19 protein-coding genes are annotated in these 19,787 nt (G+C 56.4%); 2 read left to right on the forward strand and 17 right to left on the reverse strand.

All coding sequences use genetic code 11. The features are described from left to right. Positions 1–15: 15 nt before the first annotated feature. The 6 genes from G5179_RS06630 to G5179_RS06655 form a co-directional block, all read right to left on the reverse strand. Positions 16–1,224 (reverse strand): phosphopentomutase, encoded by a 1,209-nt coding sequence (locus G5179_RS06630; protein ID WP_139408470.1) that lies wholly within the window; start codon positions 1,222–1,224, stop codon positions 16–18. Positions 1,225–1,238: 14 nt separating this feature from the next. Beyond that, the gene (gene deoA / locus G5179_RS06635; RefSeq protein ID WP_005358033.1) at positions 1,239–2,570 is read right to left on the reverse strand and encodes a thymidine phosphorylase; all 1,332 of its coding nucleotides are present in this window, start codon (positions 2,568–2,570) and stop codon (positions 1,239–1,241) included. A 109-nt stretch (positions 2,571–2,679) separates the two neighbouring features. Next, entirely contained in the window at positions 2,680–3,453 is a 774-nt protein-coding gene (deoC, locus tag G5179_RS06640; protein WP_421258081.1) for a deoxyribose-phosphate aldolase, read from the reverse strand. A gap of 424 nt (positions 3,454–3,877) precedes the next feature. Continuing rightward, positions 3,878–4,048 (reverse strand): XapX domain-containing protein, encoded by a 171-nt coding sequence (locus G5179_RS06645; protein WP_005340467.1) that lies wholly within the window; start codon positions 4,046–4,048, stop codon positions 3,878–3,880. 125 nt (positions 4,049–4,173) lie between these two features. Beyond that, entirely contained in the window at positions 4,174–5,448 is a 1,275-nt protein-coding gene (locus tag G5179_RS06650; RefSeq protein WP_005340466.1) for a NupC/NupG family nucleoside CNT transporter, read from the reverse strand. 222 nt (positions 5,449–5,670) lie between these two features. Next, positions 5,671–6,444, reverse strand: a complete 774-nt coding sequence (locus G5179_RS06655) for a TatD family hydrolase (RefSeq protein WP_421258082.1) — start codon at positions 6,442–6,444, stop codon at positions 5,671–5,673. A gap of 41 nt (positions 6,445–6,485) precedes the next feature. Between G5179_RS06655 and G5179_RS06660 the strand changes: the two genes are divergently transcribed. After that, complete coding sequence (locus tag G5179_RS06660) at positions 6,486–7,103, forward strand: type II secretion system protein (protein ID WP_421258083.1); 618 nt, start codon at positions 6,486–6,488, stop codon at positions 7,101–7,103. A gap of 324 nt (positions 7,104–7,427) precedes the next feature. On the opposite strand, the gene luxS is transcribed toward G5179_RS06660, so the two are convergent. From luxS to G5179_RS06700, 8 genes are all read right to left on the reverse strand, one after another. Next, the gene (gene luxS, locus G5179_RS06665) at positions 7,428–7,937 is read right to left on the reverse strand and encodes an S-ribosylhomocysteine lyase (protein WP_005340462.1); all 510 of its coding nucleotides are present in this window, start codon (positions 7,935–7,937) and stop codon (positions 7,428–7,430) included. An 18-nt stretch (positions 7,938–7,955) separates the two neighbouring features. After that, on the reverse strand, positions 7,956–8,558 hold the full coding sequence (locus tag G5179_RS06670) for a transglycosylase SLT domain-containing protein (RefSeq protein ID WP_042030721.1): 603 nt from the start codon (positions 8,556–8,558) through the stop codon (positions 7,956–7,958). A 50-nt stretch (positions 8,559–8,608) separates the two neighbouring features. Continuing rightward, positions 8,609–8,947, reverse strand: a complete 339-nt coding sequence (glnB, locus tag G5179_RS06675) for a nitrogen regulatory protein P-II (protein ID WP_005308848.1) — start codon at positions 8,945–8,947, stop codon at positions 8,609–8,611. A 9-nt stretch (positions 8,948–8,956) separates the two neighbouring features. Next, the gene (locus G5179_RS06680; RefSeq protein WP_421258084.1) at positions 8,957–10,579 is read right to left on the reverse strand and encodes an NAD+ synthase; all 1,623 of its coding nucleotides are present in this window, start codon (positions 10,577–10,579) and stop codon (positions 8,957–8,959) included. Positions 10,580–10,652: 73 nt separating this feature from the next. Then, entirely contained in the window at positions 10,653–12,761 is a 2,109-nt protein-coding gene (locus G5179_RS06685) for a type IV pilus modification PilV family protein (RefSeq protein ID WP_421206088.1), read from the reverse strand. 8 nt (positions 12,762–12,769) lie between these two features. Then, positions 12,770–13,876: a PilX N-terminal domain-containing pilus assembly protein gene (locus G5179_RS06690; RefSeq protein ID WP_216952861.1), complete on the reverse strand. Its 1,107-nt coding sequence runs from the start codon at positions 13,874–13,876 to the stop codon at positions 12,770–12,772. Positions 13,877–13,880: 4 nt separating this feature from the next. Further along, positions 13,881–14,468 carry a PilW family protein gene (locus tag G5179_RS06695; RefSeq protein WP_216954532.1) on the reverse strand — a complete coding sequence of 196 codons (588 nt, stop codon included), beginning with the start codon at positions 14,466–14,468 and terminating at the stop codon, positions 13,881–13,883. Between the two features lie 20 nt (positions 14,469–14,488). Further along, positions 14,489–15,040 (reverse strand): GspH/FimT family pseudopilin, encoded by a 552-nt coding sequence (locus tag G5179_RS06700; RefSeq protein WP_216952860.1) that lies wholly within the window; start codon positions 15,038–15,040, stop codon positions 14,489–14,491. 95 nt (positions 15,041–15,135) lie between these two features. Here G5179_RS06700 and G5179_RS06705 point away from each other — a divergent pair, with 95 nt between their 5' ends. Then, positions 15,136–15,525 carry a type IV pilin protein gene (locus tag G5179_RS06705; RefSeq protein WP_100654566.1) on the forward strand — a complete coding sequence of 130 codons (390 nt, stop codon included), beginning with the start codon at positions 15,136–15,138 and terminating at the stop codon, positions 15,523–15,525. A 3-nt stretch (positions 15,526–15,528) separates the two neighbouring features. Here the strand turns inward: G5179_RS06705 and tppA are convergent, their stop codons facing one another. From tppA to G5179_RS06720, 3 genes are read right to left on the reverse strand one after another with little or no spacing between them, the layout of a single operon-like run. After that, a complete protein-coding gene (gene tppA / locus G5179_RS06710) occupies positions 15,529–15,930 on the reverse strand; it encodes a type IVa pilus pseudopilin TppA (RefSeq protein WP_100654567.1) in 402 nt (133 codons plus the stop codon). Between the two features lie 8 nt (positions 15,931–15,938). Further along, the gene (locus G5179_RS06715) at positions 15,939–19,292 is read right to left on the reverse strand and encodes a pilus assembly protein (RefSeq protein ID WP_421206087.1); all 3,354 of its coding nucleotides are present in this window, start codon (positions 19,290–19,292) and stop codon (positions 15,939–15,941) included. 10 nt (positions 19,293–19,302) lie between these two features. Then, the gene (locus G5179_RS06720) at positions 19,303–19,779 is read right to left on the reverse strand and encodes a pilus assembly PilX family protein (protein WP_123173790.1); all 477 of its coding nucleotides are present in this window, start codon (positions 19,777–19,779) and stop codon (positions 19,303–19,305) included. Between the last annotated feature and the right edge of the window lie 8 nt (positions 19,780–19,787).

The following is a 19,787-nucleotide window of genomic DNA, read 5'->3' on the forward strand; positions in this document are numbered from 1 at the left end:
TGGCGGGCGGGTAAATTACAGGAAGCTGGTACCGTACGCCAGTTTCGGCAGGCCGTGGTAAGCCGCGATGCTCTGGCCGATATCGGCAAAGGTCTCGCGACGACCGACAGAGCCAGCCTTGACCGGCTTGCCGAAGAACAGCACCGGAATGTATTCGCGGGTGTGGTCGGTACCACCCCAGGTCGGGTCGCAGCCGTGGTCGGCAGTCAGCACCACCACGTCGCCATCTTGCAGCAGCTCAAACAGCTCCGGCAGGCGGGAATCGAAATACTCCAGCGCACCGGCATAACCGGCAACATCACGGCGGTGGCCGTAGGAGGAGTCGAAGTCCACAAAGTTGGTGAAGACGATGGTGTTGTCACCGGCCGCTTTCACCTCTTCCAGCGTGCGATCCCACAACTCGGTCAGACCGGTCCCTTTCACCTGCTTGGTGATGCCCTGTTGGGCATAGATGTCGGCAATCTTGCCGATGGAGACAACCTGGCCACCCGCATCTTTCATGTAATCCAGCACGGTCGGCGCCGGCGGCAGCACTGAGTAGTCGTGACGGTTGCCGGTGCGCTTGAAGTTGCCCTTGCCAGTACCCACGAACGGACGCGCAATCACGCGGCCGATGTTGTAGGGCTCCAGCAGCTCGCGCACTATGTGGCACAGCTCATAGAGCTTCTCGAGGCCGTAGGTCTCTTCGTGGCAGGCAATCTGGAACACGGAGTCGGCAGAGGTGTAGAGGATCGGCTTGCCGGTGCGCATGTGCTCTTCGCCCAGATCGTCCAGCACCTGGGTACCGGAGGCGTGGCAGTTACCGAGATAGCCCGGCAGACCAGCCTTCTCGACGATGGCGTCCAGCAGCTCCTGCGGGAAGCTGTTGTGGTGATCCTTGAAGTAGCCCCACTCGAACAGCACGGGCACGCCGGCGATCTCCCAGTGACCGGACGGGGTATCCTTGCCGGAGGAGAGCTCCTGAGCAAAGCCGTAGGCACCGACCACCTCGATATCTTTCTTCAGCCCTTCCGGGAAGTAGCCGGAAGCCTGCTCGCAGGCGTGGCCCAGACCCAGCTTGTTGAGGTTGGGTAGATTGAGGGCACCACGGCCTTCAATTTCACCTGCCGCACACGCTTTGGCGATATGGCCAAGGGTATTGGCGCCCACATCTCCGAACTTGTCGGCGTCGGCAGCTGCGCCAATACCGAAAGAGTCCATCATCAGAATAAAGGTACGTTTCATGGGTCTTCCCCTTGTTACAAATCGGCCAGGGTGATACGGCGGTACACTTCAGGCAGTGCTTCCGGCCGCTCGCCACCAATCCGGACAGCCGCCTGCACCATGCTAGCAGCCTGAGCATATTGCTCTTCAGTCTGAGCGTGGATCATCGCGATCGGCTTGTCAGCATCAACACTTTGACCCAGGCGGATAAAGTCGGTCAGACCGACCGCATAATCAAGTTTGTCACCGGCAGCGCGGCGACCACCGCCCATCGCCACCACGGCCAGACCCAGCTCGCGTGTATCCATGGCGGTCACGAAACCGCTGTTGGCCGCGAAGACCGGGCGCACGATGGCAGCCTTGGGCAGGTAAGCGTCATAACGCTCCATAAAATCGGCCGGGCCACCGAGACCAGTCACCATGCGACCGAAGATCTCGGCTGCCTTGCCGTTATCCAGCACCGCCTGCAGCTTGGTGCGGGCATCGCGCTCGTCGCTGGCAAGGCCGGCGGAGATCAGCATCTCGGCGCACAGCGCCATGGTCACTTCGTGGATGCGCGGGTTGCGGTATTCACCTGTCAGGTAACGCACCGCTTCACGTACTTCCACCGCGTTACCGGCGCTGGAGGCCAGCACCTGGTTCATATCGGTCAAGAGCGCAGAGGTGCGGCAACCGGCACCGTTGGCCACGGCCACAATGCTCTTGGCCAGCTCTTCGGAGGCTTCGAAGGTTGGCATAAAGGCGCCGGAGCCCACTTTCACATCCATCACCAGCGCTTCGAGCCCGGAGGCGAGCTTCTTGGAGAGGATGGAGCCGGTGATCATGGCGATGGATTCGACGGTTGCAGTAATGTCACGTACTGCATAGATACGCTTGTCAGCAGGGGCAAGATCGCCGGTCTGGCCGATGATGGCCACGCCCGCCTCTTTCACCACTTTCAGGAAACGGTCGTTGTCGACCGAGGTCTGGTAGCCGGGAATGGCATCCAGCTTGTCGAGGGTACCGCCGGTATGGCCCAGACCACGACCGGAGATCATCGGCACGAAACCGCCACAGGCAGCGACCATCGGGCCAAGCATCAGAGAGACCACATCACCCACACCGCCGGTGGAGTGTTTGTCGACAATCGGGCCACCCAGATTGAGGTGATCCCAGGTTAGCACCATGCCGGAGTCGCGCATGGCGCAGGTCAGGGCGACCCGCTCATCCATGGTCATGTCTTTGAAGTAGACCGCCATCGCCAGTGCAGCGATCTGCCCCTCGCCGATGGTGTTATTGGTAATGCCCTGGACGAAGAATTGAATTTCTTGGGTACTGAGCGCTTCACCGTTGCGCTTCTTGCGAATAATTTCTTGAGGCAAAAACATCTTTCATTCCCTCCGCCATTGCTGGCGTTACACAAGCCTGAATCTTTGCCCGCACACCGCATGGTGGGGGCTAACAGGGCGGACAGCCGTCCGCCCTCTCATCAACCTATTAGTAACCGCTGGTGTTGGCTGACTTGTCGCCATGCCCCAGAGTGGCCAGCAGACTGGCCAGCAGGCTGGATGCACCAAAGCGGAAGGTACGGGCGGATACCCAGTCGTTGCCGAGGATCTCTTCGGCCATGGCCAGGTACTGACCGGCCACGGCGGCATCTTTCACGCCACCAGCTGGCTTGAAGCCGACTTTCGGATTCTTGGCTTTGATCACTTCCATCATGATCCGCGCCGCTTCTGGGGTCGCATTGACCGGCACCTTGCCGGTGGAGGTCTTGATGAAGTCGGCACCGGCATCGATACAGATTTCGGAAGCGCGACGGATCAGCGCCTCTTCTTTCAGCTCGCCGGTTTCGATGATCACTTTCAGCAGCACGTTGGCACCGCAGGCCTCTTTACAGGCTTTGACCAGATCAAAACCGATCTGTTCATTACCGGCCATGAAGGCGCGATACGGGAACACCACGTCCACTTCATCAGCACCGTAGGCGACAGCGGCACGGGTTTCGGCCACGGCGATCTCGATGTCGTCGTTGCCGTGCGGGAAGTTGGTCACGGTCGCAATGCGTACGTCGGCAGCGCCGATCTCACGCAGGGTTTTGCGAGCGATAGGGATAAAACGGGGGTAGATGCAGACGGCGGCGGTCAGGCCAGCCGGTGACTTGGCCTTATGGCACAGGTCGATCACCTTCTGATCGGTGTCGTCATCGTTCAGGGTGGTCAGGTCCATCAGATTCAGGGCGCGCTGAGCGGCCACTTTCAGATCAGTCATTCTGTTCTCCAAAGTCTCGATTTAATCCAGATAACCGGGCACCACCATACCATCCAGCGATGGATGCACAGGCAGTAATCCCCAGCTATACGGGAATGGAATTACAGTGCGAAGGCACCGGCACTATCGGGATGCTATTCAAAACACCCTGCAGGCACTGCGACTGTAAATAAGGCAAGAGCCCTGTCACTTTCTTACAAAAGTGCGGACTTGGTTCCATGAAGACTTGAGAAAGGCCGACAACATCTGACCCGACTTCCCAATCAATTCCATTTGACCGCCAACACCCGATTTCATCGAGTATTAGTCATTGCCAGCACCCTGCTGGCAACGCCTATTTCAGCCGAGATACCCCCTGTTTGCAAGCCGGATTTGCCAATTTCAGAGGTACCTCACATCTGACAAATCCAGGTCTAAAAAAGCCTTACGAAAAGAAACGGGTCAGGATCCATGAGTAGGCCAATCCCCCCAGATAGACCCCGACGATCCCCATTACCCCGGATAAAACGGGAGGCGCCGGGATCGGCAATTTGAGGAAAGAAAACAACAAACCAACTATAAAGCCGGCCACCATCGCCAGTAGCACTTCATTCATATAACCTCCGATTTGACTCATTTTATTATTAGTTTAGATAGGAAAACGGTTGTCACCGCTCCATACGCGAACGCCACGGCAGATGCCGTGGCGTTCGTGTTTATACCCTGTCAGTCAGGCGGCGATTACATGCCGGACAGTGCCAGGAAGAAGCCTGCGATAGTGGCAGACATCAGGTTGGACAGAGAGCCAGCCAGTACGGCTTTCAGACCAAAGCGTGCAATGGTACCGCGGCGGTTCGGCGCCATGGACCCCAGACCACCCAGCAGGATGGCAACAGAGGAGAGGTTGGCAAAACCACACAGCGCGAAGGAGATGATCGCCTTGGTGTGATCGGACATGGCCACACCGTTGATCAGCACTTCGTCTTTCAGGTACGGAGCGAAGTTCAGGTAAGCCACGAACTCGTTCACTACCAGCTTCTGACCGATGAAGGAACCGGCAACCACTGCTTCATTCCAGGGCACACCGATCAGGAAGGCCAGCGGGGAGAAGATCCAGCCCAGCAGCAGTTCCAGAGAGAGTTGCGGATAACCGAACCAGCCACCCACACCGGAGAAGATGCCGTTGATCATGGCAATCAGACCGATGAAGGCCAGCAGCATCGCGCCGACGTTCAGGGCCAGTTGCATACCGGCAGAAGCGCCAGCAGCAGCAGCGTCAATGACGTTGGCAGGCTTGTCATCCAGCTCGGCATCGGCAGAACTTTCGTCGTAGTTCGGGGTCTCGGTTTCGGGAACCAGCAGCTTGGCGAATAGCAGACCACCCGGTGCAGCCATGAAGGAGGCAGCAATCAGGTACTCCATCTTCACGCCCATGGAGGCGTAACCGGCCAGTACGGAACCGGCAACGGAAGCCAGACCACCACACATGACGGCGAACAGCTCGGAGTCAGTCATCTTGGCGATGTAGGGACGAACTACCAGCGGCGCTTCGGTCTGACCGACGAAGATGTTGGCGGTTGCAGAGAGGGATTCGGTGCGGGAAGTACCCAGTACTTTCTGCAGACCGCCGCCCAGCAACTTGATGACCATCTGCATGATGCCCAGGTAGTAGAGCACTGCAATCAGGGAAGAGAAGAAGATGATGACCGGCAGAACACGGAAGGCAAAGACAAAGCCGCCGCCACCGAACACTTCAAACATCTTGTTGCTGACCAGACCGCCAAACAGGAAGTCGATCCCGTTCTGGCCGTAGCTGATCACGCTGGATACCGCGTCGGACACGCCGACCAGGATATCGCGACCAACCGGAACATAGAGAACAAACGCCCCCAGACCGGCTTGAATTGCGAACGCACCGACAACGGTACGGACGTTGATTGCCTTGCGATTGCTGGAGAACAGCACCGCGATAAGGACGAGCGTCGCCATCCCTACCAGACCCATGAACAAATTCATTATTATCTTCCTCTAGTAGCACCTGGCTTGTTAGCGAGTTGTTATTAAACCCAACTAATCAAGGGGAGCGCATTATACTAATTAAAGTCCGATAAAATAGAATGCTGGTCACATTTTATCGTTATCAGAATGTCCAAGTGTCACAAAATTAGACAGCAAACGATTTTTACGCTCATTTTTTTTCCTGACAACTCAATCAGGTGTTGCGAATTTGTTTCATGGCTATTGGTCGTGATGGAAAATATGTTGGGCAGTTTCAAATAACACCTTGGCAACATCTGCCGATGATTCATCCCGCAATGTCATCAATATTTCCGCTATTTTCGGCAGAGCTTCCGGTGTATTTCGGGAGCCTTGTGCGCCTTGCAACGGCATATCTGGCGAATCGGTTTCCAGCACCAGGGCCTCGAGCGGCATAGCCCGAAATACCTCTCGCGTCTTGTTCGCCCGTTCAAAACTGATTACCCCGCCCACCCCGAGTCGAAAGCCCAGTTGCCAGAAAGCCTCCGCCTGCTGCAACGAACCGCTGAAAGCATGGATCACCCCACCACGAGGCGGCTTGAAGCGGCGCAACAGCTTGGCCACAGTGTCATTGGCGCGCACCGAGTGGATCATCAGGGGGAGCCCGGCATCTGCAGCCAGCCGGATCTGAGCCTCAAACAGCGCAAGCTGCCCCTCCTGCGGCACGTGAGAACGGAGGTCCAGCCCACACTCACCGATAGCCACCAGCCTAGCAGGTTGGCTCATCACCAACGCTCGCAGCCGTTCCATCACCCCCTCCCGCTGCTCACCGGTATACCAGGGATGAATGCCCAAACCATAAAAAAGGCCGTCATGCTGATCTGCCAGTGCCATCACACGAGTCCAGTTATCCTCTGCGATGGCAGGAATGATATACTGCGTCACCCCTAATGCTCGGCAACGGGCCAGCAGCGCCTCCCTGTCCTGGTCGAACACCGGAAAGTCGAGATGGCAATGGGTATCTATCAGCTGCATATCACTCACACCTGTTTGCGGTATTTAATGGGTCATTGAACATGATGAACAACAGAAACAACGGCTTTACCCTGATTGAACTGGTGTTGGTGATCATAGTGCTGGGGATCCTGGCCGTCACCGCCCTGCCACGCTTTATCAATATCAAGGATGATGCCCTGAAAAGCACGGTCTCGGCGAGTGCTGGCAGCTTTGCCAGTGCAGTTCAGCTGGCAAATGCCGGCTGGTCGGTGAAAGTGAAGGGGGAGTCTATCGGGCTCTACAACTTGAGTAGCTTTGGCAAAGGCGATCTTGATATTAATCGCTATGGTTGGCCTGTAGGCACGAAAGAGGACTATAACCAAGCGCCAGATACAACATTTCCACCTGGCTCTAACGAAAACCAGATCTCTGTTAACAACGAAGATGACTGCAAGCTACTCTTCACTGGATTACTTGATACAGAGCAGACTGTTCCTGACTTAGACAATAACAACACTGAAACTGACTATAGTTCCGAACTTATTATTGCAGATGACCAAACTGAGATCGGAGGGTTAGAGCATCACAACTGCCGCTATATCCTGCGTGATTCTATCGGCCGCTTCCCGGATCACCCCAACGGCCTCGGCTTCGAATACAACAGTGTTACCGGTGCCGTGACCCGCAATTTTGATTGAGCTCAGCCTCTTCTGCGCAAGCTCGCTCTTTGCTTGAGTCCTCATTATAACGAACCGGTGTGCAGCAGCGCCGGTTCTCCTGAGTGAGCCCCCACTCCTCGCACCACGCATCGTAACGGGCCAGCCAACGCAGCAATACCCCTTTCATCGTCACACCTCCGCCAACAGGTTCAGGTCAAAAACCATCCTAATCAGAGTCGACAAGGGGAGCAAGCCATCCCAATTTTTGCGGTCGGTTGAGATAGAAAGAGCCGGTCAGCATGGCTGACCGGCTCTTTTAAGATTCCCTGAAGAGGTTATCAGATGAGCGATAGCTCATCCGCCTCAAAGGCTCTTCAGTTTCTCTTCCGGCAGAGCCAACTCGTCGTTGTGGTTAACACCGATGCCACGCTCCAGCACATGACGGGCGATGGCGTGCGCTTCTTCCAGCGAGTGCATGCTGTAGGTGCCGCACTGATACTCGTTCAGCTCGGGGATCTTGGCCTGATCCTGCACGGTCAGCACGTCGCTCATGGCCGCCTGCCAGGCTGCGCCAACACGGGCTTCGTCCGGCGCGCCGATCAGGCTCATGTAGAAGCCGGTACGGCAACCCATGGGGGAGATATCGATGATCTCCACGCCGTTGCCATTCAGGTGATCACGCATAAAACCGGCGAACAGGTGCTCCAGCGTATGGATACCGCGCTCGGAGAGGATCTCCTGGTTCGGCACACAGAAACGCAGGTCGAACACGGTAATAGTGTCCTTGTTCGGGGTCTGCATAGTCTTGGCCACACGCACCGCTGGCGCTTCCATACGGGTGTGGTCAACGGTAAAACTGTCCAATAACGGCATTTCTGACTCCTGATTGGGTTACCAGAACCAGCCCCCGCGGGAGAGCTGATCCTTGCATTGTCGATACTGGGCGCCGTAGCGCTGGGCGCGAGCCTCTACCTTGCGCGAGGTTTTCATCAACCACCCCTTGCTGCGATAGCTGCCACGCCGGTAGCCACCCCACCCTTCGTGATAGTTGAGGTACTGGCCATAGGCATCCCACTTGGAGGTGCCATTGAGCCGCTGGGCCTTGTTAGTGTACCAGCCCATAAAATCGATGGCGTCGGCAAAGTCATCGCGATCGCTCCAGCTATTGCCGGTCTCTCGCTGGTAATCAGCCCAGGTCTCGTCTTTCACCTGAGCGTAGCCATAAGCCGAGCTCGCCCGCCCGGTCGGAATAAAGAGGAAATACTCCATCGGCGGCTGGGCGTCGTGTACGAAGGAGGACTCCTGATACATCATGGCCATCACCACATGGATCGGCGTCCCCCACTTCTCGTTCATCTTGAGCGCGGCCTTGTGCCACTCCGGCTTCTCGCGAAAGATCTGGCACAGGTTTTCCGGCTGAGCCGGCGGGCGGGTACTGCACGCAGTGAGTACTGCCAGCAGGCCTGCCACCGCCACGATGCGCTTTCGGGACATCAGAGCAGAACTTGATTTGCTCTCCTGAACATAACGAGGCAAAAACGACATCAGATAGCGTCTTCGTTCTCTTCGCCGGTACGGATACGAATGACGCGCTCCACCTCGCAAACGAAGATCTTGCCGTCACCAATCTTGCCGGTGCGGGCGGTGTTCTGGATCGCTTCCAGACAAGCATCGAGATCCTCATCCTGCACCACCAGCTCCACCTTCACTTTCGGCAGGAAGTCGACCATATATTCGGCGCCGCGATAGAGCTCGGTATGGCCCTTCTGGCGGCCGAAGCCTTTGACTTCGGATACGGTCATGCCGTTGATGCCGATCTCTGCCAGGGCCTCGCGCACATCGTCCAGCTTGAACGGTTTGATGATGGCTTCAATCTTCTTCATGGTGACTCCTTACCAGTTCTGTTTGCCGAACCCGGATGTAATGGGGTAACGGCGATCCTTACCAAAGTTGCGAGCCGTAATGCGGGGCCCGACCGCCGCCTGACGGCGCTTGTATTCGTTGAGATCCACCAGTCGGATCACCTTGCGTACCACAGCTTCCTCGAAGCCCTCCGCCACCATGTCTGCGACCGAGGCATCCTCTTCCACGTAGCACTTGAGAATGGCATCGAGGATGTCGTATGGGGGCAGACTATCCTGATCCACCTGATCCGGCGCCAGCTCCGCTGAAGGAGGACGGTCGATAACCCGCTGCGGGATCACATAGTCGACCGAGTTGCGATATTCGCACAATTTGAATACCAGCGTCTTGGGCACATCTTTCAGCACGTCGAAACCGCCCGCCATGTCACCGTACAGGGTGGCATAACCGACCGCCATTTCGCTCTTGTTACCGGTGGTCAGCACGATACGGCGACGCTTGTTGGAGAGCGCCATCAACAGCACGCCGCGGCAGCGGGCCTGCAGGTTCTCTTCGGTAGTATCACGGGCAGTGCCTTCAAACAGCGGTGCCAGCTGGGCCATAAACCCTTCAAACATAGGCTCGATGGAGATGATGTTGAACTCAACCCCCATCCGCTCGGCCTGCTCCTTGGCATCCTCCACGCTCATCTGGGCGGTATAGCGGAACGGCATCATCACCGCCTGCACCTTGTCGGCCCCGATGGCATCGGCCGCGATGGCCAGCGTCAGCGCCGAGTCGATACCGCCGGAGAGACCCAGTACGGCACCATGGAAACCGTTCTTGGTGACATAGTCGCGCACCGCCAGCACCAGCGCCTGATAGGTCTCGGCCAAGGGTTCCAGCGGCGCAGCGGGCTCCCGTTCTTTCACCGGCTGGCCATCGGCAAAACGTACCAGCGCCAGCTCTTCGGCAAACGGGGCCAGTTTGTGGGTCAACTCGCCCTGGCTGTTGAACACCTTGGAGCAGCCGTCGAAAATCAGCTCATCCTGACCGCATACCTGATTGAGGTAAACCAGCGGCAGACCGGTCTGATCGCAGCGCTCGGCCATCAGCTCGCGGCGGATCCAGGGTTTTTCCTGATCGTATGGCGACGCATTGATGGTGAGCAGCAGCTCGGCACCCGCCGCCTTGGCAGCCAGCGCCGGACCCGGCTGCCACAGATCTTCACAGATGAGCAGCCCCAGCTGGTGACCACGGAACGGCACCACGCAGGTCTCGGTTGCCGCGGTGAAGTAGCGCTTCTCATCAAACACGCCGTAGTTGGGCAAGTCCTGCTTGAAGTAACGGGCAATCAGCTTGCCCTGCTCATAGAGTGACGCCGCGTTGTAGAGCGCCTCCCCTTCACGCCAGGGATGCCCCACCAAAATGGCACAGTTGCCCTGCCATTCGGCAACACGAGCCAACGCGGCTTCGACCCGGATCATCAGATCGGCGCGCAGCAGCAGATCTTCCGGTGGATAGCCGGTCAGGGCCAGCTCGGAGCAGACCAGCAGATCGGCACCTTGCTGCTCGGCCTGAGCCGCCGCAGCGAGCACTTTGTCAGTGTTATCTTCGATGGCGCCTACCGTCAGATTCAACTGGGCAAGCATCAGAGAGAGGGCTTTTGCCATGGCGATGCATCTTGTATTCGAAAATGATGGGGAATGATAAAGAAAAGGCGCTGGCTGTGCCAGCGCCCCGGATTCAAGGGGTACAACTTAGATTAGCTGCATTGGTTACACCATTATCCACCAGCAGGGCACAAGGACCACTAATCACCTGACCGTTGGCGGGTGGCGTCATGGCGATGCTGAGGGAAGCAGGTTTCAACAAGTAAGTTTTATTGCCCTGTGCACTGTAGGAGAAGTTCACCACCAAGCTACTATTTTGCGCTGCCGTACAGACATAGGTAGCCGGCTGGTTGTTAGCCTGGGGTTTATCAATACGGCAAGTAGCCCCCGAAGTTGTGGTACTGACATTCAAGCCACTGAAGGTATTTTTGCCGCAAGATACTGGCGCAGTATTGTTGCCATTCCCTTGCTCAAGACACTCTATGCGTCCCGATACAGTGAGAGTTGGCACAGTCTGGGAGCTGGTATCGATCGAGATAGGCATGGTGGCGACCTTGGCCTCACTTCGATCTACCGGTGAGATAAGTGAAGCTGTGATCCCCGAGTTACCTTGGTAGGCCGTCACCTTGATCGATGCACTTTGCAACACGTTGGATGCATCCTTGGTGCTCTTCTTGGCGGACAGATAACCACGGCTGTAGCTACCAAAATAATAGCTGCCAAGATCAACGACTGTCTTGACCGGCTCGTTGGTCACACCGACATAGTCAGAGGCACTGCCAGTCAACTGGCCACTCAATGGCACCAAGCTCCACTCCGCCAGCATGGTCAGATTGATGTCCTGAAACGGGACCTTGGCCAACAGATCCTGAGAAGTCAGATCGAGCTTCGAGAGACTGTCCGGCGCGAGCAGATCCACGTAGATACCTCTAGCAATCAACTGGGCGGTCCCCGTATTCATGGTGATCTTGGTGCTGGTATCTCCCCCTGTCGCAGCATTGGCAGGCAACCACTCTGCAAATTCGGTGATCGTCGGCGGCGTGGCCGTGGGGTTTGCGGTCCAGTTCAGGGTGTTTTTCTGCCAGGTGATGTAGGTAGTAACCACGTACTTGATGTAGTTCTGGTAGCTGGTCTGGTTTGCGGGCTTGGCAAGAAAATCAGCGCTGGTCACGACAACTTTTATCAGGTTCCAGTCAGGCAGCGGACGATAGTAACCATCAAGTCTGACAAAGCGGCAGGCATCCACATAATCACCACTATTGACCGATGAGAGGCCACTGTTGTAACGCAGTCGACTGGTATTGAGTGGAGCGTAAAACTGTTCGAAACTGCTGCCGCTGCCATCGAAATGATCCTTGCAGCAACTGGTGCAGAGACTCGGCTGATCTCTGACACTGCTGTTGAGTACCCCGGTCTGCTTGGTAACCTGGGAGCCCACATTCCAGTACAACAGGTTGCTGCTGGTCAAAATGGCCTTACCGGGCAGGTAGGCATTGACACTCGAGCCATAACTGCAGGAACAGGAGACCGATGCCAGATCCTGCAGCACCTGTTGGGTATTGCCACCATTGTCTGGCTTATAGGTAACAGTCTCGAATTGCACCAGTTTGCCAACAGAACCATCCTTGGAGGTCACGGTGGGCAATGGCTTGCTGGTCTCTTGCTTGCGTCCTTCCTGGTCAATCTGGATGGAAATGACATCGGGCGCGACCCCGGGGGTATAAACCACATGGGGCGGTTCACGACTGGTATCCAACCCCCCGTTAAACTGATTCTGGGTTAATGACTCAGCAGGCGATACCGCACCGGAAAGCAACAAGGAATGGGACTGCCCGACGCTGTCGCTCCAACTGACAGTGACATTGACCACCTTTCGGCCAGGATAGGCATGCAAATAACCCGCCGGGATAGCCGTCTGCCAGCCAGAGCCATTCCAGTACTGATTACTGACGCTCCAACTAAGGGCATAAGTCCCACCGCCATCAGGAGGTGTCGCCGAACTGGAACCTGCCGCGATACTGTTATAAGCAGTAAGCGGTGAAACCGCGCTTACCACTCCATTGAAGGTACGAAACGCATCTAGTTTTGACTCCGCCAGACGCATGGCTACCTCATAACGGCGGCTATCCTGGGAGGTATTGAGCAACGAACGAGACATAGCCACCAGTCCTGCGACCCCCACTCCCAGCAGAACCAGGGTGATCAAAATCTCTAACAGCCCAAATCCCTTGTGCGGTTTCATACATGCTCCTACCAGTCGCGCCAGCTACCAGGCACCAGATTGATGCTCTGAAACGCAGCCCCATTTTCGATATTGCTCAACACCGCCTGATCATACTTGGCATCAAAGGTGCCGTTAGCCGTTTTGCCCAGTTGATAGTTGGCCACCACGGCACCGTTGACGATAGCCCCCCCCTTCAAGCTGATATCAGTAGTCGCCGTAGCAGGCGTGGATGAATAGGCAAACACCAGCCCATAGAGGGTAGCGCTTCCATTGACCATCAGATTGCCATTGCGAACGATGAGTACCACGGGCGCAGCAACCGAGCCGATAGACCCACCCGGTTTGCAGTCTCCATCGACGATAATAAGGCCGCTTGAGGCGGTCGAGAGCGAGTCGCAATTATTCAACCGTTGTACTGCTCGTGACTCCAGATTGGCCCACCCCGTAGCGTCATCATTCTCGTTAAACAGATACCAGACCAGGTCTGTGGGGAATGCCGTATCATTATCTTTGATGTCCGACTGCTTATCACCCTTCTGGCTAATGTAGGTACTGCACCCGCCGCTGTAGTCTCCCTGGTGGCAAGTCTGACCAGAACCATTGGTCAAATCCACATTGCCATTCGTCCAGACAGATAGCGGAACCCCTGGCCCCCCACCGTTAGGGTTGGCCACCACAGTGAAGTTGCCGGATACTGCCATACCACCGGCAACTGTCAGGGGGGCTGCGGGAGTGCCGGCCAACACGCTTATCTTGATGGCCTTCACCTCAACCTCTGCATTGGCGGTACTGTCCACCAGGGTTGCCATAGTGCGCACTTTAACCGGAACTACGTTCGCCCCACCGACAATCACGGTCGGTTCATCCAGAGCCCACAGGGTATAATTGCCAGCCGAAACAGTGATAGATATACCGCTACTGGGGGTGCGCCAAGCTGCATCCTGCGCAAGCCGTCCGACCCCATCCGAGAGACCCAGCTCGGCCAGTGCCAACGCCTGCCGGTACTGTACTTCATTAAGACTGACACGACGGTCAGCAACCATCAGCTTGCCCACCAGCAAAGAGATGCCAAGCAGGATCACAATAAGCAGCAGCGTAATAGTGAATGTGGTAAAGCCAAGATAACGTTTCATGGCATCAATACCCGTCGTTACGCAGCTTGATATCACGCTGCAAGGTGAGTTTAAGTGCACTATTTGCCTTTAACTGACCCGATATGGCCAAGCGCACCGTTCTCGCGCCAGCCGACGCACTGCTTCCAAGCAGCGAAAAAGTGAGGTCAGTCACCTCAATGGTGTCATCGGTACTGAGTAAATTCCCCGTGCTGCAACTGGTACCGAGCTGCACCCCTTTGTCGGTACTGTCGTAGCTGTAAATAAAGATCTCATTGGCACCGAGGGTTCCATTGTTATCATCATCGTATTTCAGCCGGATACAGCGATAAATCTTGGAACCAGTGATCGTCTCATTCATCAGGTCGCTGCCAGTATCAAAATAGAAGGGGGATCTGGAGCCTGATGCAGCATTGAGAAACACAGTAGCTCCCTGATCGTAACCAGTTCGCTGTACATCACGGGCAATCATGTCCGTGATACTTTGCAACTCCTGATTTAGACGACTTACCTGCATCGATGTTTGATTGGCCTTGAGAATAGTGGCGAACAAGGATGTTACAGCTGCAACCAAAAACAGACCTGCGACCATGGCCACCATTAACTCGACGATGTTAAAGCCTCGTGCTAGACCTAATCGCATGGAGAGCTCCCCGTGACTGGCTCGGTTCTCACTCGCCCATTTGTGGCAATAATAACCCTGTGCTCAGAGGTCCCGTTCTTCAGACAAATAGAACCATTGCCCAAACCGCCACTGCCGTGAAGATCTTTGAATGAGCCTCTACGGTTATTGATTTCAAGAGCATTTTCAGAACCGGATAATTCATAGTTTGTCGTCAGAGTAATGCCGTTAAACTCGCTGGCATCAACGCCCTTGCGACCTTCAATAGCAGAACATGAATCCGAGCAGCTATTACATGCCGAATCAAGAGCGATGCGATAGCACCAATTGGCCTGCCCCGCATTGAATATCTTGAAGATTATCGGTTTATTACGTTTGATAGCCTCAGACTTGAGCAGCATGATATCCGTGTAAACGGCTTGGGTAGCCGCCTTGACTATCTGCTCCTGGCGCAATGACTGATAACTGGGGATGGCTACGGTTAGCAGCAGGGCGACCAGAGCCATGGCGATCATCAATTCAATCATGGTAAAACCGGCTGAGCGCCCCTCTGCGAATTCCATTGGCTAAAGACTCCTTTCTTTTCGCACATGCCAGTAGAGTATGATGTCAGTACTATCCTATAGTATCTATCTGTTTAACGAACCCTGCCGCGCCCATGAGAATCAAACAATCCGGAATCACCCTGCTGGAATTGATGGTGGTCGTTGCCATCGTTGCCATCATTGCCGCTGTCGCCTACCCGAGCTTTACTGACGGTCTGCGTAAATCTCGTCGAGCCGATGCCATCAAGGGCTTGCTGACCATGCAGCTCAAACAAGAAGAATTTCGCATCTCCAATGCCAGTTACAGCAGTGCGATAGCCAGTGTGGGCAACCCAACCAGCGATTACTACACCTTTAGCATTTCTGGCGCCAGCGCCACCGCCTACACACTGGTGGCCACCAGCAAGGGGGCCCAGGTCGGCGACAAGGCCGGCAATACGGCCTGTGATACCCTGACTATCAACAAGGCCGACATCAAGACGCCTGCCGAGTGCTGGAACTGAACGCTACCAGCATTCGGTGGCTGTCATGGTGGCTCGTGATACCCCCTGCAGTCCGCTCTGATCGAGAGTCAACAATCCACAGGGATCGCCATTCATCACACCGGTCGGAATGGCGGTCAGGGTATAACGGGCCCCACTGGCATTGAGCGCTACATTGTAATACGCAGCCCCCCCATCCCTCGGCAGGGTCGCCAAGCCGGCAGAGGCTAGGTTACCGGCGTCGTAATTGCCATTGGCAGTAAACTCCCGCTCCAGATATTGCGCCGCTTCCAGCAACACTGCCTTGGCTTCGGCCCGCTTGGCAGCCGCCATGTAGTTGTTGTAACTGGGATACGCGATCGCGGCCAGAATGGCGACCACTGCGACCACTATCATCAACTCAATCAGGGTAAAACCACGTTCCATGCCAACCTCTACTCCAGTTGCAACCAGGACTGGCGGCCACCCAGATCGCCAGCCCCCTCTTCCAGCGTGACCGAGATATTTCCGCTGGAGCCGCTGATATATTTGCGCTCCATCTCGGCATCTTCCACTACGCTTGGCGTCGTGGTGAGCTCATCAAATTGCTTGCCGCTGACCGGCACCTTGATGTCATTGCCGGCTTCATCCTCGATCGCGACGTAATCATCATCGTTGACGGCCCCGTCGCCGTTAACATCAAACACCGAGTAGGTGAGTCTGGCCCCCGAGATGGGATCCAGCTCCATCAGCCAGGAGCGGCCACCAAAGTCACAGGCATCCGCCGACGGGATCAAGGTATTGAAGATCAATCGCTTATGCCGATAGAGCATCTCGGAGACGGCCCGCTCACCGACCCCCTTGCTCAAGCTTGGCGATTTCAATAGCAGGTACCAACCCTTTTGGCTGGTGTAATTGACATTCCGGTTGGAGACAACCCTCACGTTGAACTTGATAGTGGTGCCGTTGGCCACAAACTCATGGGTGATGCTCTGCTGCAACAGCTGGCTACTGAGCACGGTAGCCCCCGTATCCCAGATACCGTACACCGCTTCCAGCCTCGGCGTGGCGGGAACCAGTTTGTCATCATTGGTAAAATAACTGCCAGTCCCCATCATCACCATAACCCCCCCTTTAGGGTGCCGAATAGCCAAAGGACGCATGGTGATCGGCTGACGCGTACCGGCACTGCAGCTGCCATTACAAGCCTGGAACAGCGGCTTGGGCTTGTTGCCCGTTTTCAAAGCACTTCCCCACTGGGCACTGTTTTTGTCAGTCAGATCGAATTTCCACAGATTGCCGTGCAGGTCACCGGCATAGACATAGTCGACAACCCTGTCCCCGTCTTGATCTACCGGCAAGGGGGAAGATAGACCGTTGGGCTCGCTGGAAGACCCTACCTCGGTATCAATCTCTTTGATGATGGCGCCAGTCGCCAGATCCAGCACAAACAGCCTCGCAGTCTGACTGGTGCTGTTGTAACCATTCGCAACCAGAGCAACCCATTTGTTATCGGCTTTGACCCGCACCAGAGTGGGTGCCGCCAGTGCAACCCCCATTTCGCTATCGGTGAACTCCCACAGCATCTTGTCGGCGGTGAAGTTATCCGGGGCCGTCACATCGATGGCAAATACCGCCTTGCCACCGGCACCGGTGGATCCCAGCAAGATGCTCTTCCAGCGACTGCCCAGATAGGCATCGCCTACCCTGGGCGTCCCATCCACATAGTAGCGATGGCTGTAATTCGGTCTGGTCAACTGATTCAGCTCGCCCAGCAGGCTGGACGGGATATAGGCCAGTCGCTCGACACCGTCGGCGACTCGAAATCCGTGCAGCATACCGTCATTGGCACCGACATAGAGCATGGGTGGGCGCCGGGTAATCGCCGTCGAGCTTAGAAAAGCTTGGTAACCCTCCCGCTCGGTCTGGGTCAGACCGGCTGCACTGCTGTAACCGTAATCACGCTTGCCCACGTAGACGGGATCAGAATTGATGATGTCGCCGAGCAGATCACTACGATTACGAAACGCACCACCATTGCGCTGCTCACCACTGCGATCACCGCGCAGATAGGCGACACGGCTTTCTCCCTGGTTGTCACCAGCGACATTGAATAGAGCCCGGTTGGTCACATTCAGCGTATCCCAACGAAAGGGGATGCCGACACCATCTTGCCGGGTGAAGATATTGCGTGCCGAAGGCTCGGGGATCAAGGTAGCGGCATCCCAAGCGATCTCCCCAAGGGTGCCATCGCTGTTAAGCGGGATCGAGACCAGTTGCCCCGACCAGTCGCCGCTGTTGTAGCGGGCTTGGTAGATGTGGGTATTGCTGTCCAGCCGGGTTGCGTTGGCGGTTACCGAGCTGGCGGAGCTGTTGCGCGCTGCGATCTGGGCAAGGGTACTGCTCAGAGCTGCAGCAAAGATGTCGGGGTCACCCGCGCTGAAAAAACTGCCCTTGCTGTTGAGTGCCGCGTGCCACAGGTCATCAATCTTGTACTCCGGAATGTAGGTCGCATTCTTGTACTCCTTGTCATCCGGATCATGGGGATTGGGCCAACGGCTCGGGATACCGTTGGCAGGATTGAGGGAACCGTTGACGCCGAGTCCGACGGTAAAGTTGACCAGATGCTGCCAATTGGCCGGATCCGCCGTGCTGGTCGGCACCTTGTTGGCGAGATCGGGGCGCAGATCGGTCTTCCAGTACTGGTAGGCCACATCGGCCAGCGTATTCTCGATGCTATCTTTGTCCTGATCGCCGACCCAGGGAGAATTTCCGTTCCAGTAGCCATCAGTCATCAGGATGTTGTAGCTCTGCCGGCAGGTGAGGTGGGGCAAGGTGCTGCCGGCACTGGCCGCCCAGGGGCCGTTTTTGTCGGTGCGGGAGAAGTACTCCCCCACGTCCTTCAGACTGGTGCGCAGCGGCGTGCCGGCGGCCGGAATATCGCGGCTGTAAAGGTCGCTGAAAAAGGCGCTGCGATCGGTTCCGGAGAAAGGCGCCACCCCGCGGATCACACTGCCGCTAGCGTTGATGGTGGCAAACCCCACCCGCAGGGCCTGCCCTTGGCTGGCAAAGGCACGGCCGACCCCGGCACGAGCCGCTAGGATCCGGGAGCGGTAGTAGGTATACCAGTTGGCAAAGTTCTGGATCTCCTCGTCATAGGTACAAACGGGGGCGCTCTTACAATCACTGCGATTGGACCGCCCGCCATAGGTGCTGCCGGACTTTATCTCGACCCGGGTATAACTGCTCACTTTCTTCACGTCACCACTGCCCTTGTAGGCAAAGTAGACGGCTGGCCAGAAGGTCTCGTCATCGTTGTAATCGGTGGAAGAGAATCCGGTGTAGTAACGCAGGGACTTGGAGCGGTTGTTCTTGGTCAGGTCACGACAGCCGGCGGCGGTATTGAAGGGGTTGTGCGGTGCACAGCTGATGCTGGCATTCGCCATCGGGGTACCATCCGCCTTGGCCCAGGGCCGATAGCTCTGCTGCGGGTTGTAGTAGAGTTTGTTGTTGTTGCTTGAGCGGGTATAGGCATTGCGGTCGTTATTGCTGGTGAAGGTCACGGTCCGGTTGTCATAATCCTCGCTGCCATAGACATTGTCGGCTCTGGGGTAGACGTAGCGAGCGCTGTTCTCGATCAACCCCTCCGGCATCAACTCGAAATGCATCGAGCCTGAATCATCCAGGGTAAACATGATATTGGGATCGGCCCGGGTGCCGAGATAGAGGGGAACCTGGGCAATATCGAGCGCCGCCTGTGCCGAAGCACAGCAGAGCATCACTGAAAGGCCAAAACCAAGTTTGCCCATACACCGCCTCCTAGCGACTATAGGTCGATTGCAACAGCACCCGGCTCTCGTCAGAGAGACCAAATCCCCTTGCAGTAATACGATATAGACGACGCTCACTGATGGGCTCATCGACTGCCAGATCCTCGCTCCCCCCCTGGGTATAGGGCAACCGTTCGATAAAGTATTCGGGAGCGCGCCCCGCCAGACCACTGTTGGTATAGGTACGCCAGGCGGTCGAAGGGGAGGCAGGATCCACCGCGGTGTCGATAAATTCATACAGGCCCGCGCTGTTGTCATAGGGACCCGAGTTGCCAGCCTCGATATAGCGCTCGGCAGCGCGCAGGCCCGCTTCTGCCGCCTGCAATGCCTGCAGTGCCTCTTTCTGGTTACCCGCCATCTTCTCTTGCAACTGCGCCCCACGCATGCTGGCCATACCCAGCAGGCTCACCATGACCAGAAAAATCAGGCTGATCACCAGCGCCATCCCCTGCTGTCGATCCATCATGACTGGGC

This window comes from Aeromonas sp. 600886 (assembly GCF_049174935.1).
GTDB classification, from domain to species: domain Bacteria; phylum Pseudomonadota; class Gammaproteobacteria; order Enterobacterales; family Aeromonadaceae; genus Aeromonas; species Aeromonas veronii_A.

What these genes read in the sequence shown, in the direction of transcription:
- G5179_RS06630 (WP_139408470.1), bottom strand. Translation starts at nt 1,224, where the DNA reads ATGAAACGTACCTTTATTCTGATGATGGACTCTTTCGGTATTGGCGCA.
- deoA (WP_005358033.1), bottom strand. Translation starts at nt 2,570, where the DNA reads ATGTTTTTGCCTCAAGAAATTATTCGCAAGAAGCGCAACGGTGAAGCG.
- deoC (WP_421258081.1), bottom strand. Translation starts at nt 3,453, where the DNA reads ATGACTGATCTGAAAGTGGCCGCTCAGCGCGCCCTGAATCTGATGGAC.
- G5179_RS06645 (WP_005340467.1), bottom strand. Translation starts at nt 4,048, where the DNA reads ATGAATGAAGTGCTACTGGCGATGGTGGCCGGCTTTATAGTTGGTTTG.
- G5179_RS06650 (WP_005340466.1), bottom strand. Translation starts at nt 5,448, where the DNA reads ATGAATTTGTTCATGGGTCTGGTAGGGATGGCGACGCTCGTCCTTATC.
- G5179_RS06655 (WP_421258082.1), bottom strand. Translation starts at nt 6,444, where the DNA reads ATGCAGCTGATAGATACCCATTGCCATCTCGACTTTCCGGTGTTCGAC.
- G5179_RS06660 (WP_421258083.1), top strand. Translation starts at nt 6,486, where the DNA reads ATGATGAACAACAGAAACAACGGCTTTACCCTGATTGAACTGGTGTTG.
- luxS (WP_005340462.1), bottom strand. Translation starts at nt 7,937, where the DNA reads ATGCCGTTATTGGACAGTTTTACCGTTGACCACACCCGTATGGAAGCG.
- G5179_RS06670 (WP_042030721.1), bottom strand. Translation starts at nt 8,558, where the DNA reads ATGTCCCGAAAGCGCATCGTGGCGGTGGCAGGCCTGCTGGCAGTACTC.
- glnB (WP_005308848.1), bottom strand. Translation starts at nt 8,947, where the DNA reads ATGAAGAAGATTGAAGCCATCATCAAACCGTTCAAGCTGGACGATGTG.
- G5179_RS06680 (WP_421258084.1), bottom strand. Translation starts at nt 10,579, where the DNA reads ATGGCAAAAGCCCTCTCTCTGATGCTTGCCCAGTTGAATCTGACGGTA.
- G5179_RS06685 (WP_421206088.1), bottom strand. Translation starts at nt 12,761, where the DNA reads ATGAAACCGCACAAGGGATTTGGGCTGTTAGAGATTTTGATCACCCTG.
- G5179_RS06690 (WP_216952861.1), bottom strand. Translation starts at nt 13,876, where the DNA reads ATGAAACGTTATCTTGGCTTTACCACATTCACTATTACGCTGCTGCTT.
- G5179_RS06700 (WP_216952860.1), bottom strand. Translation starts at nt 15,040, where the DNA reads ATGGAATTCGCAGAGGGGCGCTCAGCCGGTTTTACCATGATTGAATTG.
- G5179_RS06705 (WP_100654566.1), top strand. Translation starts at nt 15,136, where the DNA reads ATGAGAATCAAACAATCCGGAATCACCCTGCTGGAATTGATGGTGGTC.
- tppA (WP_100654567.1), bottom strand. Translation starts at nt 15,930, where the DNA reads ATGGAACGTGGTTTTACCCTGATTGAGTTGATGATAGTGGTCGCAGTG.
- G5179_RS06715 (WP_421206087.1), bottom strand. Translation starts at nt 19,292, where the DNA reads ATGGGCAAACTTGGTTTTGGCCTTTCAGTGATGCTCTGCTGTGCTTCG.
- G5179_RS06720 (WP_123173790.1), bottom strand. Translation starts at nt 19,779, where the DNA reads ATGATGGATCGACAGCAGGGGATGGCGCTGGTGATCAGCCTGATTTTT.